Source organism: Streptomyces sp. NPDC008001, from assembly GCF_042958085.1.
GTDB lineage: Bacteria > Actinomycetota > Actinomycetes > Streptomycetales > Streptomycetaceae > Streptomyces.
In genome coordinates this window covers 16,256-32,542 of sequence record NZ_JBIBIZ010000013.1, presented here as the reverse complement: position 1 = coordinate 32,542, position 16,287 = coordinate 16,256, and the positions used below count along the sequence as shown (strand labels likewise).

The 16,287-nt window shown below is 70.0% G+C and carries 11 protein-coding genes; all 11 read right to left on the bottom strand.

What is annotated here, in order from left to right:
* Window positions 1-3: 3 nt before the first annotated feature.
* Complete coding sequence (locus ACFZCD_RS31035) at window positions 4-1,626, bottom strand: ABC transporter substrate-binding protein (protein WP_391836386.1); 1,623 nt, start codon at window positions 1,624-1,626, stop codon at window positions 4-6.
* Between the two features lie 147 nt (window positions 1,627-1,773).
* The gene (locus tag ACFZCD_RS31030; protein WP_391836385.1) at window positions 1,774-2,841 is read right to left on the bottom strand and encodes an ABC transporter ATP-binding protein; all 1,068 of its coding nucleotides are present in this window, start codon (window positions 2,839-2,841) and stop codon (window positions 1,774-1,776) included.
* Window positions 2,834-3,895 carry an ABC transporter ATP-binding protein gene (locus ACFZCD_RS31025; RefSeq protein ID WP_391836384.1) on the bottom strand — a complete coding sequence of 354 codons (1,062 nt, stop codon included), beginning with the start codon at window positions 3,893-3,895 and terminating at the stop codon, window positions 2,834-2,836. Before ACFZCD_RS31025 ends, ACFZCD_RS31030 begins: the two co-directional genes overlap by 8 nt.
* 13 nt (window positions 3,896-3,908) lie before the next feature.
* Window positions 3,909-4,832 (bottom strand): ABC transporter permease, encoded by a 924-nt coding sequence (locus ACFZCD_RS31020; RefSeq protein WP_391836383.1) that lies wholly within the window; start codon window positions 4,830-4,832, stop codon window positions 3,909-3,911.
* 33 nt (window positions 4,833-4,865) lie between these two features.
* Window positions 4,866-5,789 (bottom strand): ABC transporter permease, encoded by a 924-nt coding sequence (locus ACFZCD_RS31015; protein WP_391836382.1) that lies wholly within the window; start codon window positions 5,787-5,789, stop codon window positions 4,866-4,868.
* Window positions 5,790-5,965: 176 nt separating this feature from the next.
* Window positions 5,966-7,609 carry an ABC transporter substrate-binding protein gene (locus ACFZCD_RS31010; RefSeq protein ID WP_391836381.1) on the bottom strand — a complete coding sequence of 548 codons (1,644 nt, stop codon included), beginning with the start codon at window positions 7,607-7,609 and terminating at the stop codon, window positions 5,966-5,968.
* Window positions 7,610-8,048: 439 nt separating this feature from the next.
* Window positions 8,049-9,953, bottom strand: coding sequence for a translational GTPase TypA (gene typA, locus ACFZCD_RS31005; protein ID WP_391836380.1), 1,905 nt, complete (start codon window positions 9,951-9,953; stop codon window positions 8,049-8,051).
* Between the two features lie 589 nt (window positions 9,954-10,542).
* The gene (locus ACFZCD_RS31000) at window positions 10,543-12,510 is read right to left on the bottom strand and encodes a TPM domain-containing protein (protein ID WP_391836379.1); all 1,968 of its coding nucleotides are present in this window, start codon (window positions 12,508-12,510) and stop codon (window positions 10,543-10,545) included.
* A gap of 108 nt (window positions 12,511-12,618) precedes the next feature.
* Window positions 12,619-13,383 carry a succinate dehydrogenase/fumarate reductase iron-sulfur subunit gene (locus tag ACFZCD_RS30995; protein WP_391836378.1) on the bottom strand — a complete coding sequence of 255 codons (765 nt, stop codon included), beginning with the start codon at window positions 13,381-13,383 and terminating at the stop codon, window positions 12,619-12,621.
* Window positions 13,380-15,344, bottom strand: coding sequence for a fumarate reductase/succinate dehydrogenase flavoprotein subunit (locus ACFZCD_RS30990; protein WP_391836377.1), 1,965 nt, complete (start codon window positions 15,342-15,344; stop codon window positions 13,380-13,382). The genes ACFZCD_RS30995 and ACFZCD_RS30990 overlap by 4 nt, the downstream gene beginning before the upstream one ends.
* Before the next feature lie 54 nt (window positions 15,345-15,398).
* The gene (locus tag ACFZCD_RS30985) at window positions 15,399-16,241 is read right to left on the bottom strand and encodes a hypothetical protein (protein ID WP_391836376.1); all 843 of its coding nucleotides are present in this window, start codon (window positions 16,239-16,241) and stop codon (window positions 15,399-15,401) included.
* Between the last annotated feature and the right edge of the window lie 46 nt (window positions 16,242-16,287).

Genomic DNA, 16,287 nt, shown 5'->3' with positions numbered 1-16,287 from the left:
GCGTCAGCCGACCTTGATCTGCTCGTAGACGGGCACGCTGAACGGATTGAGCGTGACGTCGGAGATCCGGTCGGAGTAGCCGGCGCTGCCGTTCTGGTACCAGAGCGGGATGGCGGGCATCATCCGGGCGAGGATCCGCTCCGCGTCGTGGAACTTGGCGTTGGCCGCGCCCTGGGAGCCCTCGGCGTTGGCGTCGTCCACGAGCTTGTCGAACTGCGGGTCGCTGAACTTGCCGTAGTTGGAGGAGGCGCCGGTGTAGTAGAGCGGCTGGAGGAAGTTCTGGATCAGCGGGTAGTCCATCTGCCAGCCGGACCGGAAGGGGTTGCTCAGGCGCTGCTCGGTGATCTGGTTGCGGAAGTCCGCGAAGGTGCCGACGGGGTTGACGATGCAGGCCTTGTCGTTGCCGAGGGCGCTGTTGATGCTGTTGCAGACGGCGTCCATCCACACCCGGTGCGAGCCGGTGTCGACGTTCGAGGTGAGGGTGATGCGGCCGCCGGGCAGGCCGCCGCCGTCCTGGATGAGCTTCTTCGCCGCGGCGGCGTCGAAGGTGCACGCGTCCCCGCACAGGCCGGCCTTGTAGCCGCCCTTGTCGCCGAGCGCCGGGGAGGTCCAGTCCGTGGCCGGGGTGCGGGTCTTCTGGTAGATCTGGTCGGTGATCTGCTCGCGGTTGATCGCCATGGACAGGCCGCGGCGGACCTTCTCCGTGCCGCTCTTCGACCAGTTGGGGTCGTACATGGGGAAGACCAGGGTCTGGATGATGCCGGCGGGCTGGTTGATGTAGCGGTCGCCGAGGTCGTTCTTGACGTTCTTGAGCTGGGCGCTCGGGATGTCGTCGACCAGGTCGAGGTTGCCGGCCTGCAGGTCGGTGTAGGCGGTGTTGTTGTCGGTGTAGACCCGCAGCTCGACGCCGCTGTTGCGGGCCTTGTCGTCGCCGGGGTAGCCGTCCCAGCGGGTGAGCTTCATCGACGAGCCCTTGGTGTACGAGTCGACGGTGTACGGGCCGTTGCCGACGGGCTTCTTCAGCCAGGCCGCGTGGTCGTCGAAGAAGGCGCGGGGCAGCGGGGAGTAGGCGCTGTAGCCGAGGGTGTCGGGCCACGTGGAGAACTTGGTGCGCAGCTTCACCGTGAAGGTCTTGTCGTCCTTGACGACGAGCCCGGAGAGGGTCTTGGCGGTCGCGTGCCCGCTCCGGGGGTGGACCTTGTCGTAGCCGTCGACGTACTCGAAGAAGGAGGCGTTCTTCTGCTTGTTGTCGACGAGGGCCGCGTAGTTCCAGGCGTCCACGAAGGACTTGGAGGTGACCTTCTCGCCGTTGGAGAAGGTCCAGCCGTCCTTGAGGGTGATGGTGAAGTTCTGCTGGTCGGAGGTCTCGATCCGGTCGGCCAGCATGTTCTCGGCGGCGCCGCTGCGGGGGTCGTAGCGCTTGAGCCCGCGGAAGATCATCGCGAGCACCTTGCCGCCCTGGACCTCGTTGGTGTTGGCGGGCTCGAGCTGGTTCTGCGGGTCGCCCCAGGAGGCCCGTACGACGCCGGACCCGCTGCTGCCGCCCCCGCCGCACCCGGCGGCGGCCGCGGCCAGCACCGCCGACAGCGCACAGACGGCCCACCTGGCGCGCGTGGCTCCACGCATCGAGTGCCTCCTCTAGGTCCCAAGTGTGACTTAGGCCCAGATAACACCCCATTCGGTGGTGTGCGGTGCCTCCGCGGCGGCGTCCCCGGCCGAACCACACGAAAGGGCTCCCCCGGATTACCGGGGGAGCCCTTCGGGCGCGAGGCACTAGGCCGCGCTCACCACCTGCTTCACCTCGGCGAAGTGGCACGCCGACTCGTGCGCCGCCGGGGTCTCCTTGCCCTCGTAGAGCTTGGGCACGGCGAGCAGCGGCACCTCCTCGGCGCACTTGTCCTCCGCCTTCCAGCAGCGGGTGCGGAAGCGGCAGCCGGACGGCGGGTTGGCCGGGGAGGGCACGTCACCGGTGAGGATGATGCGCTCCCGGCCCTCACGCGCAGCGGGGTCCGGCACGGGCACGGCCGACAGCAGCGCCTGCGTGTAGGGGTGCGTCGGGTGCTCGTAGATCTGGGTGTCGGTGCCGATCTCGGCCATCTTGCCCAGGTACATCACGCCGACCCGGTCGGAGATGTGCCGCACGATGGACAGGTCGTGCGCGATGAAGACGTAGGACAGGTTGAACTCGTCCTGCAGCCGCTCCATCAGGTTGATGACCTGCGCCTGCACCGAGACGTCCAGCGCCGAGACGGGCTCGTCGCAGATGATGATCTCGGGGTTGAGCGCCAGGCCGCGGGCGATGCCGATGCGCTGGCGCTGACCGCCGGAGAACTGGTGCGGGTAGCGGTTGAGGTACTCCGGGTTCAGGCCGACGACGTCCAGCAGCTCCTGGACGCGCTTGCGCCGGTCGCCCTTGGGCGCCACCTCGGGGTGGATCTCGAAGGGCTCGCCGATGATGTCGCCGACCGTCATCCGCGGGTTGAGCGAGGTGTACGGGTCCTGGAACACCATCTGGATGTTGCGCCGGACGGTCTTCAGCGCGCGCCCGGACAGCTTGGTGATGTCCTGGCCCTTGTAGAAGACCTCGCCGGAGGTGGCCGTCTCCAGGGTCATCAGCAGCTTGGCGACCGTGGACTTGCCGCAGCCGGACTCGCCGACGATCCCCAGCGTCTCGCCCTGGTAGAGGTCGAACGAGATCCCGTCGACGGCCTTGACGGCGCCGATCTGCTTCTTGAACAGGATGCCCTGCGTCAGCGGGAAGTGCTTGACGAGGTTGCGGACCTGGAGGATCGGCTCCCGCTGACCGGACTGCCCGGACTTCTCAGCCTTCGTGTCAGCCATGGATCGTCTCCTTCCAGAAGTGGCACGCGCTGCCGCGGCCGTCGAGCTCGGTGCCGTCCTGCTCCGTCACCGGGTGCAGGGCCGGGACGTCCGCGCGGCAGACGTCCTGGGCCTTGGGGCAGCGCGGGTTGAAGGCGCAGCCGGAGGGGATCCGCAGGAGGTTGGGCGGCAGGCCCTTGATCGCGTAGAGCTCCTGGCCCTTGTGGTCCAGGCGCGGGATCGATTCCAGCAGGCCGCGGGTGTACGGGTGGGCGGGGCGCTTGTAGAGCTCGTGCACGGGCGCGGTCTCCACGATCCGGCCCGCGTACATCACCGCGATCTTGTCGGCGACATCCGCGACCACGCCCAGGTCGTGGGTGATCAGGATCAGGCCCATGTTGTACTCGCGCTGCAGCTCCGCGAGCAGGTCCATGACCTGGGCCTGGACGGTCACGTCGAGGGCCGTGGTCGGCTCGTCGGCGATGATCAGGTCCGGCTCCAGGGCCATCGCCATCGCGATCATGATGCGCTGGCGCATGCCGCCCGAGAACTGGTGCGGGTAGTCGTTCACGCGCTGCCTGGCGGCCGGGATGCGCACCCGGTCCATCAGCTCGATCGCCTTGGCCTTGGCGTCCTTCTTCGACATGCCCTGGTGCACCCGGAACATCTCGCCGAGCTGGTTGCCGACGGAGAAGACGGGGTTGAGGGCGGACAGCGCGTCCTGGAAGATCATCGCCATCTTCGGGCCGCGCAGCTTGCGCCGCTCGCTCTCCGGCAGCTTCAGGATGTCCTGGCCGTGGAAGAGGATCTCACCGCCGGCCACCCGGCCGGGGGGCGAGTCCAGGATGCCCATGATGGCCTGGGCGGTGACGGACTTGCCGGAGCCCGACTCGCCGAGGACGGCGAGGGTCTCGCCGGCGTCGACGCTGTAGCTGACGCCGTTGACGGCCTTGGCGATGCCGTCGCGGGTCTTGAACTCGACGTGCAGGTCGCGCACTTCGAGCAGGGGCCCGGTCTTCGCGGCGCCCTGCGGGGCCGCTCCGGGCGCCCCTTCGGTCTTTTCGGTCGTGGTCATCGGGACGTTCTCCTCAACGCAGCTTCGGGTCGAGGGCGTCGCGCAGCCCGTCACCGACAAACACAAATCCGAGCGTGGTCAGCACGATCGCGACGCTGGGGTAGACCCACAGGAAGTCCTTGATTCCCATGAAGTCCTTGGCCGCGAAGATCATGTTGCCCCACTCCGGGACCTCGGGGCTCACACCGACGCCGAGGTAGGACAGGGAGGCCTCGGCCACCACTGCCGTACCGACGCTGAAGGCCACGTAGGACATCACCGCGGCGATGGAGTTGGGCACGATGTGGCGCAGGAGGATGCGCGTCGTGCTCGCGCCGAGCGCCTTGGCGGCCGTCACGTAGTCCATCTCTCGGACGGACAGGATGCTGGAGCGCAGCAGTCGTGCGACCGTCGCCCAGCTGAAGACCGCCAGCGAGACGATGACCGGCATGACGCCGCGACCCGTCACGATGATGATCACGATGGCGCCGATGAGCAGCGGGAAGGCGAAGAAGATGTCGGCGATGCGCATGATCACCGAGTCCACGAACTTGCCGAAGTAGCCCGCCAGCGCGCCGAGGACGCAGCCGATCAGACAGGCCAGGAAGATCGAGGCGAGACCGACGACGACGGCGATCCGGCTGCCGTAGAGGACCCGGGAGAACTGGTCGCGCCCGAGGGCGTCGGTGCCGAACCAGTGGTCTCCGCTGGGGTCCTGCAGGGAATTGCCGAGGTCTTGTGCGTACGGGTCGTGCGGTGCGATCAGCGGCGCGAGGGCCGCGACGGCGAAGAGCAGGACGACGAGGACGAGGCCGACCACCGCCAGCCGGTTGGCGGCGAAGCGGTGGCGGATCTCGGCCCACTGGGTGATGTGTGCCGGCGCGGGCTCGGCGGTGCCGCCCGCCGGCTGTGCGGTCACGGCGTCCGGCCCCTGGTCGCTCTTGGTGAGCTCAGTCATTGGGTGACTCCTAGAACGGGGTTGACCTGGCGGTCAGTTGAGGCGGATCCGCGGGTCGAGCACCGCGTACAGCAGATCGACCAGCAGGTTGAGCAGGGCGAACACGGCGACGCCGTAGGTGACTACGCCGACGATGATCGGGTTGTTCTGCTGCTGGATCGCGGTGACGAGCGCGTAGCCGATGCCGTCCCAGTTGAAGATGGACTCGGTGATGAGGGCGCCACCGAGCAGACCGCCGAAGGAGATACCGATGTAGGTCACCACGGGGATGATCGAGTTGCGCATGACGTGCTTGAGCAGGACCGTGCGGCGCGGCAGGCCCTTGGCGATGGCCGTCTTGACGTAGTCGGCGCGCAGCACCTCGAGCATGGTGCCGCGCATCAGCCGCGCCACGAGGGCCGCGTCGATGATGGCCAGCGTGAACGCCGGCATGACCATCGAGTTGAGGGAGTCGTCGGCGATCAGCGGGAACCACCCCAGCCGGACGGCGAAGGTGCTCTGCAGGATGGCGCCGATGACGAAACTTGGGAACCCGATGGCGAAGGTGGTCAGGAGGGTGACCAGCACGTCCCAGAAGGAGTACCGGAACAGCGCCGCGATGAGGCCGGCGAGCACGCCGAGCACCACGTCGATGACGATCGCTGCCACCGCCAGCTTGGCGGTGTTCTCCAGCTTCGGGCCGAGGACCTCGGTGACCTCTCGGCGCTGGGTGTAGTCCTCGCCGAGGTCGCCCGTGACGAGGTTCTTGACGTAGTTGCCGTACTGCACGGCGAGCGGCTTGTCCAGCCCGTAGCGCTCGCGCAGTTCCTGGACGACGGCGGGGTCACGCGCCTTGTCGCCACCGAGCGAGCCGACCGGGTCTCCCGGGAGAACGAACAGACACGCGAACAGGATGAGCGTCGCACCGAAGAGCACGATCACCATCTGCCCGATCCGCCGGATCACATATTTGCCCACGTTGCCTCCTTGACTTGCTGCCGCCGTGGGGCGCTGCCCGCCGCCTCCGGGGAAGGGGGAGGCGACCCGGCGGCGCGGCCTCGTGGGCACGCGCACGCCAGGCGAAGGCCGTGGTACCGCCGGGCCGGAGCTCGGGGTACCACGACCTGCACGGGTCTCTGGCTAGAGGGTGACGGTTACTTGGTGCCGATCTCGGCGAGGTTCGGGTCCTCGAAGAAGTCCATCTTCACGTTGGTGAACTTCTTGGAGTTGATGAGCCGGAACTGCGTGCGCTTCATGAAGGGGATGAGAGCCTGGTCCGTGTCGATGGCCAGCTTCTCGGCCTCCTGGTAGATCTTGGCGCGCTCGCCCGCGTCCTTCGTGTTGCGGGCCTTCTCCAGCATCTCGTCGAACTGCTTGTTGCTGTAGCGGCCGCGGTTGTCGCCCAGGGCCTTGCCGTTGTCGTCCGGGTTGATGCCGTCCGTGGCCAGCAGCGGGGCGAGGAAGTTGCCGGCGGTCGGGTAGTCGGCGCTCCACGCCTGACGCCACAGGCCGGAGGTGCCCTTGGCCTGCTGCGTGGTCAGGGCCTCCTTGAACGGCAGGCCGTTCAGCTTGACCTTGACGCCGAGGACGTCCTCGACCTGCTTGGCGACGGCCTGCACCCACTCCTCGTGGCCCGCGCCCGTGTTGTAGCCGAAGTTGATGGTGTCGCCCGGCTTCAGGCCGCCCTTCTCGGCGTACTCCTTGGCCTTGGCCTTGTCCTGCTTGACGCAGGAGGAGCACTGGTCGGGCTTGTAGACCTCCTTGAAGGAGGGCGGCAGCAGGGAGGTCGCGGGCTCCTGCATGCCCTGGAAGACACCCTTGGCGATCTCGTCGCGGTTGATCGCGTACGAAACGGCCTTGCGGGCGTCCGCGTTGTTCAGCGGGGCCTCGGTGTTGAAGATGAGGATGTAGTTGATGCCGGCGCTGTCCAGCTTCGTCCACTCACCCTGCGGCTCGTACTTGGCCTTGGCCACCGGCAGCTGCGGGGTGGGCATCCGGGCCCAGTCGAACTGGCCCGACTGGAAGCCCTTGTACTCCAGCTCCGCGCCGTTGCCCGGGTTGAGGATCGAGAACTCGACGCGGTCGAGCTTGGCCTTGGTCAGGCCGTAGTCGTCGTTGCGGACGAGCGTGATCTTCTTGTTGTGCTCCCACTTGCCGTCCATCTTGAACGGGCCGTTGCCGATGGGGGCGTCGTTGAAGTCCTTGTTGTTGCCCGCGCCCGCGACCTTGGGCACCGGCATGAAGACCGGGTGCACGGTGCGCTTGTCGAACTCGAAGTCCGGCTTGGAGAGCTTCACCTTGATGGTGTTCTCGTCCGGGGCGGACAGGCCGGTGAGCTTGTCGGCCTTGCCCTTCTGGACGTCGTCGAAGCCCTCGACGCCGTTGAGGTGGTAGGCCACGTCGGAGGCGGAGGCCTTGAGCGAGCTACGGGTCCAGCCGCGGATGAACGCCTCGGCGTTCACGGGCTCGCCATTGGTGAACTTCGTGCCCGACTTGATGGTGAACGTCCACTCGTCACCCTTGTCGTTGGGCTTGGCCGACGTGGCGAGCTGGGGCTTGAGGGTGCCGTCGTCGTTCACGGAGTACAGACCCGTGAAGAGCTGACGGGTCACCAGAGTGCCCTCGGACTCCTGGGAGTTGTAGGGGTCGATGGCGGTCGGTTCGGTGATGCCGAGCCGGAAGACCGCTCCCCCACCTCCCTTGCCACCACTGTCCTTGTCACTGCCACCACAGGCAGTAGCGGCCATGGCCACGACTATCGCGCCGACGACCCACTTGGCGCTCTTGGCACCGCGCATGGGTATGCCTCCTCAAGAGTCCACTTTTCACTACGAGAGAGGCGCCGGCCCCACGCTGACACCCCTGACAGCGGAGACGGAACCGGCACCTCGAGTGTGCTCGTGAGTCGGCGCTCCCCACAGCGCGTGACCCATTGACCCGAGCTCAATGAACCCAACTATTAAGTACGTCCGCCTTGTAAACCACACTTAAAGGGTCTCGCTTTGGTCACATCGAGCGTTCACAGACGTTCGAAAAGCGGACAAAGCAAGCACAGACAGACAGCGCGAAACGGACTGTTAACACAACTTCCGGGGTCGGTCCGCCGCTATTCGGACAACCTTTGCATCCGTACAGCTATCCGGACTGTCTTGTTCCGGGCGCCCGGACATGCCGGAGGCCCGGTTCCGCCGCAGTGAACTGCGGCGGAACCGGGCCTCTTCGGAGACGCTCCGGACGTCAGCGCTTGGCGCGGGAGGCGGTGCGGCCGCGCTCCTTCTGGTCCAGGACGACCTTGCGGATGCGGACCGCCTCCGGGGTCACCTCGACGCACTCGTCGTCGCGGCAGAACTCCAGGGACTGCTCCAGCGACAGCTTGCGCGGCGGGACGATCGCCTCGAAGGAGTCGGCGGAGGAGGAGCGCATGTTGGTGAGCTTCTTCTCCTTGGTGATGTTGACGTCCATGTCGTCGGCGCGCGAGTTCTCGCCGACGATCATGCCCTCGTACACCTCGGTGCCCGGGTCGGTGAAGAGCACGCCGCGCTCCTGCAGGTTCGTCATCGCGAAGGCGGTGACGGCACCGGCGCGGTCGGCGACCAGGGAGCCGTTGTTACGGGTCTTCAGCTCGCCGAACCACGGCTCGTGGCCCTCGTGGATCGAGTGGGCGATGCCGGTGCCGCGGGTGTTCGTCAGGAACTCCGTGCGGAAGCCGATGAGGCCGCGGGACGGGACGACGAACTCCATGCGGACCCAGCCGGAGCCGTGGTTGGACATGTTGTCCATGCGGCCCTTGCGGGTGCCCATGAGCTGGGTGACCGCGCCCATGTGCTCCTCGGGCACGTCGACCGTGAGGCGCTCGACGGGCTCGTGGATCTTGCCGTCGACCTCCTTGGTGACGACCTGGGGCTTGCCGATGGTCATCTCGAAGCCCTCGCGGCGCATCTGCTCGACCAGGATGGCCAGCGCCAGCTCACCACGGCCCTGCACCTCCCAGGCGTCGGGGCGCTCGGTGTCCAGGACGCGCAGCGAGACGTTACCGACCAGCTCGCGGTCCAGGCGGTCCTTGACCTGGCGGGCGGTGACCTTGCGGTCCTTGACCGCGGACTTGGCGTCCGCGCCCTTGCCCGTGCCGCCGCGGCCGACCAGCGGCGAGGTGTTGGTGCCGATGGTCATGGAGATCGCGGGCTCGTCGACCGTGATCAGCGGGAGGGCGACCGGGTTCTCCGGGTCGGCCAGGGTCTCGCCGATCATGATGTCCGGGATGCCGGCGACCGCGCAGATGTCACCCGGGCCGGCCACCTCGGCGGGCTTGCGGGTGAGCGCCTCGGTCATCATCAGCTCGGTGATGCGGACGTTGGAGATCGTGCCGTCACGCTTGATCCACGCGACCGTCTGGCCCTTGCGCAGCTCGCCCTGCTCGACGCGGAGCAGCGCGATGCGGCCGAGGAAGTTGTCGGCGTCGAGGTTGGTGACGTGGGCCTGGAGCGGCGCGTCCTCCTCGTACGTCGGGGCCGGGACGTGCTCCAGGATCGTGGAGAAGAACGGCTCCAGGTTGGTGCTGTCCGCGGGGACGGTGCCGTCCTCCGGCTTGGTCAGCGACGCGATGCCGTCACGGCCGCAGGCGTAGACGATCGGGAACTCGATCTGGTCCTCGTCGGCGTCCAGGTCCAGGAAGAGGTCGTACGTCTCGTTGACGACCTCGTCGATGCGGGAGTCCGGGCGGTCCGTCTTGTTGATGCAGAGGATGACCGGCTTCCGCTGCTGGAGCGCCTTGCGGAGCACGAAGCGGGTCTGCGGCAGCGGGCCCTCGGAGGCGTCGACCAGCAGCACGACCGCGTCCACCATCGACAGGCCGCGCTCGACCTCGCCACCGAAGTCGGCGTGGCCGGGGGTGTCGATGATGTTGATGGTGATCGGCTCGCCGCCGTCCTTGGGGTGGTACTTCACCGCCGTGTTCTTGGCGAGGATCGTGATGCCCTTCTCACGCTCCAGGTCGTTCGAGTCCATGACGCGGTCGTCGACGGACTCGAGCTGGTGCGCGGCGAAGGCGCCGGCCTGCTTGAGCATGGCGTCGACGATGGTCGTCTTGCCGTGGTCGACGTGGGCGACGATGGCGACGTTACGAATGTCGTGGCGGGTGGGCATACTTGCGGCGCTTCTCCCGGAATCGTGGATGGCGGCGCGTACGGTCCGGCACGCGCGCCCGCCGGGCAGATCACGCCGCGGCCACTTCCATGGTACGGGCCCGAGCCGCGTTCGGCTTCCTCAGGCCTGCGGCAGGGGCTCTGACCTGGCGTTTCCTCCTTCTTCACGGAGCAGGGAACTGCCCTGGGGCAAGCAGATCCCGCCACGACGGCGAGAAATCCCACCAGGGCACCCGTCGGTGCCGAACGGCCTTCCGCCGGCCCGGCACCGCCGGATTCCGCCGCGGTGGCGGATCGCCGCTGCGGCGGAGAAGGGCGGCGGCGCCCGCCGAAGAGAAACCCGCCGCCGCGGCGAGGAACCCCCACCGGAGGATCCGGCGGCGCCGAACAGCCTTCTGCCCGGTCCGGCACCGCCGGATTCCGCCGCGGGGGCGGATCGCCGCTGCGGCGGAGAAGGGGGGCGGCGCCCGCCGGAAGAGGGCCGCCGAGGGAGCCGGCTCCTCGAAAAGCCCGCCGTCACGGCGGGAAACCCCCCGCGGCGAGGGTCCGGCGGAATCCCCCGGGCGGGGACCCGTACGGGGGTGGCCCGGTCAGCCCGCCGCCAGGCGGCCCCGCGTCGCTCCGCCGCCGAACGTCGCCGGCAGCAGGCCGGCCAGGATGATGCCGCCGAGGAGCGCGCCGCCCAGGGCGCGGGTGGGGGGCGGGGTGCCGGGGTCGTAGCGGGTGCCGTACGTGCCCACGTCGTGCTCGGCCAGGGCGCGGGCCTGGCGGGCCAGGGAGTCCGCGTGGCCGGTCTCGGAGAACACCGTGCGGAGCTCGGTGGCGGCCCGGGCGAGGGCCAGGTGCCGCTCGGCCTCGGCGAGGCGGGTGCGGGCCCGGCAGCCGACCGCTCCCCGGTGGGTGGTGATGAAGTCCCGCGCGGCGGCCACTTCGCCCCGCACCCGGCGCAGGGCCCGCCCGGCCCGCGCCCGGGCCCGCTCCCCCGTGTAGGCGTCGTCGCCGTCGAGGGCGGCGTCCGTCTCCTCCACGTGCCGCAGCAGGGCCCGCGGGTCGTACCGCCCGCTCTCGGCCTCGCGACGGGCGCAGGCGAGCGCGCGGGCCTGCGGGCTGCCGCGCGGGGCGCGCGCCTCGGCGTCCGCGAGGGCGGCCGGCAGCCGCGTCGTGGCGCCGGTGAGCTCGTGGGCGCGGCGCAGGGCGGCGAGCGTCAGGACGCGGGCCTGGGAGAGCGCGGCCTCGCCCGCGCGCAGCGAGATCGCGGCGGCGTCGGTGTCGTCGGCCGCGAGCGCGCGCCGGGCCTCGGCGAGGGCGGCCGTGGCGAAGGACAGCCGGTCGCGGGCCTCGCCGGGGTGGCGGGCGACGGCGGCGAGGGCGGCCGCGGTGCAGTGCCCGGCGAGGACGCGGAGCGCGGACTCGGCGGTGGTGACGCGCGGCGCGAGATCCTGCGCGGCGGCCTCGGCGCGGGCCAGGATGCCGGCCGCGTTGGCCTTGAGGCCGCGCAGCAGGTCGAAGGAGGCGGATTCGGCGTCCAGGCGCCGGTTGGCGCTGGTGCAGTGCGAGCAGATCTCGTCGAGCGTGCGGCGGCGGATGTCCTCGTCCTCGTGTGGCGCGTCGTCGAGGGCCTGGCGCAGCCGGAAGGCGTCGGCGAGCTCCTCCTGGGCGTAGGCGACGGCCTCGGCGAACGGCCGGGTGGCCTCGTCACCCAACTGGGCGGCGGCGAAATGGAGTTCCTCGGCGCTGGTGCGGACCGCGTCGTCCGTCGCGACCAGGGCCCGGGCGGCCTCCGCGTCGAGCTCGGGGAGCGGGGTCAGGGGCCGGGCCATGCGGGCGAGCCCGGACGGCACGGGTGGCACGGGCGGCACGGGCGCGTAGCCCTCTTCCCGCGCCTGTTCCGCGCGCCGTCTGCGGGAGGCGCGCCGCGCGCACAGGTGGAGCCCGAGGAGGCAGAGCCCTGCCCCCATGGCGACCGGCAGCCACACCCGGCGGTGCCCGGGGACGAGGCCCTCGCCGCCGGGGTCGGGGCTGCCGGGCGAGATGGCGGGCGGCCGCACCGGCTCGCCCTGGAGCACGGCGCGGTAGCCGTCGGCGGCGCCGATGGCGGCGCCGGCCCAGTCGTGCTGGGCGACGGCGGGCGCGATGGCGGTGGTGGCGACGGCCTTGAGCTGGTCGCCGCGGAAGCCGGACTGCTTGTCGGCGGAGACGGCGTACTGCCGGCCGTGGGTGGCGACGGCGAGCAGGATGTCGCGCTCGCCGAGGCCGTTGCGGTCGGCGGTGGCGTCCGCCCAGGCGCGCCCGGAGCGGCCGGAGAAGTCCCGTACGTAGGTGACGTAGAGCTGGACGCGGTGGGTGGTGCGGAGGCGCTCGATCGCCGTGGTGACCTGGGCGCGGCGCTGGCCGAGCGCGCCGACGGTGTCGGTGATGCGCCCGCCGGCGTCCAGGTCGAGGGGGGTGTCGGCGCGCGAGGGGGGCGCGGGGAGCAGCAGGGCGCACAGCGCGAGGAGGGCGCCGGCGATGGCCCAGCCCGGCGCCCCCGTCCCGTACCGCCTCGAATGCCGCGTCACACTTGTGAGCGTATGGCGGTAATGCCCGTTCCGCTACTGGGAGCAAGGCGCTGAACACAGAGCGTGCGCACGCTCCAGCGTGCGCCCGGCACGCGCCGGTCGCCCGGCTCACGCCCGGCGGCGGATTCTGCTCCCGAGCCAGACCAGCGGATCGTATTTCCGGTCCGCGGCCCGTTCCTTCAGCGGGATCAGCGCATTGTCGGTGATCTTGATGTGCTCCGGGCAGACCTCCGTGCAGCACTTGGTGATGTTGCAGTAGCCCAGCCCGTGCTCGTCCTGCGCCGCCCGCTTGCGGTCGAGGCCGGCCTCGGCGGCCCCGTCCAGCGGGTGCATGTCCAGCTCGGCGACGCGCATCAGGAAGCGGGGCCCGGCGAAGACCGGCTTGTTCTCCTCGTGGTCCCGCACCACGTGGCACGTGTTCTGGCACAGGAAGCACTCGATGCACTTGCGGAACTCCTGGGAGCGCCCCACGTCCTCCTGCTGCATCCGGTACTCCCCCGGTCCGACGCCGGCCGGGGGCACGAAGGAGGGCACCTCACGCGCCTTCTCGTAGTTGAAGGACACGTCCGTCACCAGGTCCCGCACCACGGGGAACGCCCGCATCGGGGTGACCACCACGGGCTCGTCCGGGTCCAGCAGCGACATCCGCGTCATGCACATCAGCCGCGGCCGGCCGTTGATCTCCGCGCTGCACGAACCGCACTTGCCCGCCTTGCAGTTCCAGCGCACGGCGAGATCGGCGGCCTCGGTGGCCTGGAGCCGGTGGATGATGTCGAGGACGACCTCGCCCTCGTTGACGGTCACGGTGTAGTCGACGAGGGAACCGCCGTCCGCATCGCCCCGCCACACCTTGAAGTGGGCCTCGTAGCTCAAGAGGTCAGCTCCTCGTCCGTCAGGTACTTCACCAGCTCCTCCTTGTCGAAGAGCGCCAGCAGGTCGTCACGGATCGGCGGCATCGTGCGCCGCTCCAGCCGCACCCGGCCCAGCATCGGGTCCGCTCCCGGCTCGGTGCTGTCCCCGTTCAGGCGGCACACGAGGTTCAGCCGGCGCCACCGCCGGTCCATCGCCGGGTGGTCGTCGCGGGTGTGCCCGCCGCGGCTCTCGGTGCGCTCCAGCGCCGCCCGCGCCACGCACTCGCTGACCAGCAGCATGTTCCGCAGGTCGAGCGCCAGGTGCCAGCCGGGGTTGAACTGCCGGTGGCCCTCCACGCCGGCCCGCCGGGAGCGCGTCCGCAGCGCGGTCAGGCGGCGCAGCGCCTCCTCCATCTCCGGGCCCTTGCGGATGATGCCGACCAGGTCGTTCATGGCCTGCTGGAGCTCCTGGTGCAGGGCGTACGGGTTCTCCGCCGGGCCCTGGGAGACGGCCGGGTCGCCGCCCTCCGCGCCGAACGGGCGCAAGGCCTCCGCCTCCGCCGCCTCCAGGTCGGCCTCGGAGACGACGGGCCGGCCCGCGCCGGGGAAGGAGGCGGCGTGCTCGGCCGCGTACAGCCCGGCCCGCCGGCCGAACACCAGCAGGTCGGAGAGGGAGTTGCCGCCCAGCCGGTTGGAGCCGTGCATCCCGCCGGCGACCTCGCCCGCGGCGAACAGCCCGGGCACGCCCACCGCCGCGGCCGTGTCCGGGTCGACGTCGACGCCGCCCATCACGTAATGGCAGGTGGGGCCGACCTCCATCGGCTCGGCCGTGATGTCGACGTCGGCCAGCTCCTTGAACTGGTGGTGCATCGACGGCAGTTTGCGCTTGATGTCCTCGGCGGGTAGGCGGGTCGAGACGTCGAGGAACACCCCGCCGTGCGGGGAGCCGCGGCCCGCCTTGACCTCGGAGTTGATGGCGCGCGCCACCTCGTCGCGCGGCAGCAGCTCGGGCGGGCGGCGGTTGTTGTCCGGGTCCTGGTACCAGCGGTCGCCCTCGGCCTCGGACTCGGCGTACTTCTCCTTGAAGACGTCCGGGACGTAGTCGAACATGAACCGCTTGCCCTCGCTGTTGCGCAGCACGCCGCCGTCGCCGCGGACGGACTCGGTGACCAGGATGCCCTTGACGGACGGCGGCCAGACCATGCCCGTCGGGTGGAACTGCACGAACTCCATGTTGATCAGGGAGGCCCCGGCGAGCAGCGCGAGGGCGTGCCCGTCGCCGGTGTACTCCCACGAGTTCGACGTCACCTTGAAGGACTTGCCGATCCCGCCGGTCGCCAGCACCACCGCGGGCGCCTCGATGGCGAAGAAGCGGCCGGACTCGCGCGCGTAGCCGAAGACGCCCGCGATGCGCTCGCCCGCGGCGGAGCCGCCATCGGTACGAGCCTTCAGCAGCCGGGTGACCGTGCACTCCTGGAAGACCTTGAGCCGGGACTCGTAGTCGCCCGTCTCCTTGTGGTCTTCCTGCTGCAGCGCGACGATCTTCTGCTGGAGGGTGCGGATCAGCTCCAGGCCCGTGCGGTCGCCGACGTGCGCCAGCCGCGGGTACTCGTGGCCGCCGAAGTTGCGCTGCGAGATCTTCCCGTCCCGGGTGCGGTCGAAGACGGCGCCCCAGGTCTCCAGCTCCCAGACGCGGTCCGGGGCCTCACGGGCGTGCAGCTCGGCCATCCGCCAGTGGTTGAGGAACTTGCCGCCGCGCATGGTGTCGCGGAAGTGGACCTGCCAGTTGTCGCCCTCGTTGACGTTGCCCATGCTGGCGGCGATGCCGCCCTCCGCCATCACGGTGTGGGCCTTGCCGAAGAGCGACTTGCAGATCACGGCACAGCGCATGCCCCGCTCGCGGGCCTCGATGGCGGCACGCAGCCCGGCGCCGCCGGCGCCGACCACGACCACGTCCCAGGCTTCTCGGGCCGTACGCGACATCAGAAAGCACCTCTCCTTTTGACCGTGAAGGGTGTGGGGGGCGGGACGGGCCGGCTAGAAGAAGCGCGGGTCGTCGAAGACGCCACTGGCCACCAGGTAGACGTAGAAGTCGGCGACCGCCACGCTGACCAGCGAGGCCCAGGCGAGCAGCATGTGCCGGGCGTTGAGCGCGCTGACCCAGCCCCACATGCGGTAGCGCACGGGGTGCTTGGAGAAGGTGCGGATCCGGCCGCCGACGATGTGCCGGCAGGAGTGGCAGGAGAGGGTGTACGCCCAGATCAGGGCGATGTTCGCGAGGAGCACCAGGGTGCCCAGGCCCATGTGGCCCCACTCGCCCTGCGCGTTGCGGAAACCGAGCGCGGTGTCGTACGTGAGGATGCCGGCGACGATCACCGCGAAGTAGAAGAAGTAGCGGTGGACGTTCTGCAGGATCAGCGGGAAGCGCGTCTCCCCGGTGTACTTCTTGTGCGGCTCGGCGACGGCGCAGGCCGGGGGCGAGGCCCAGAAGCCGCGGTAGTACGCCTTGCGGTAGTAGTAGCAGGTCAGGCGGAAGCCCAGCGGGAAGATCAGGATCAGCAGGGCCGGCGAGAGCCCCCACCAGGCGCCGAAGACGTGCCAGTCCGCGCCGCCCTTCATCGGGACGCAGTTCTCCGCGATGCAGGGCGAGTAGAACGGGGAGACGTAGGGCGCCGCGTAGTAGTCGTCGTTGGCGAAGGCCCGCCAGGTGGAGTAGACGACGAAGGCGAACAGGCCGGCGGCGGTGGCCGCGGGCGAGAGCCACCAGCGGTCGGCGCGCAGGTGGCGGGCGGGGATGGTGGCGCGCGAGGGGTGGTGGACCCCGCCTTGGGCGGGCACCCCGGCGGTGGTCGCGGATCGGGGGTCGGTACCAGTGGCCAAGAGGGACTCCGGGGAGGAGCGGGAGGGGCGGAGGGGGCTTCGGGGC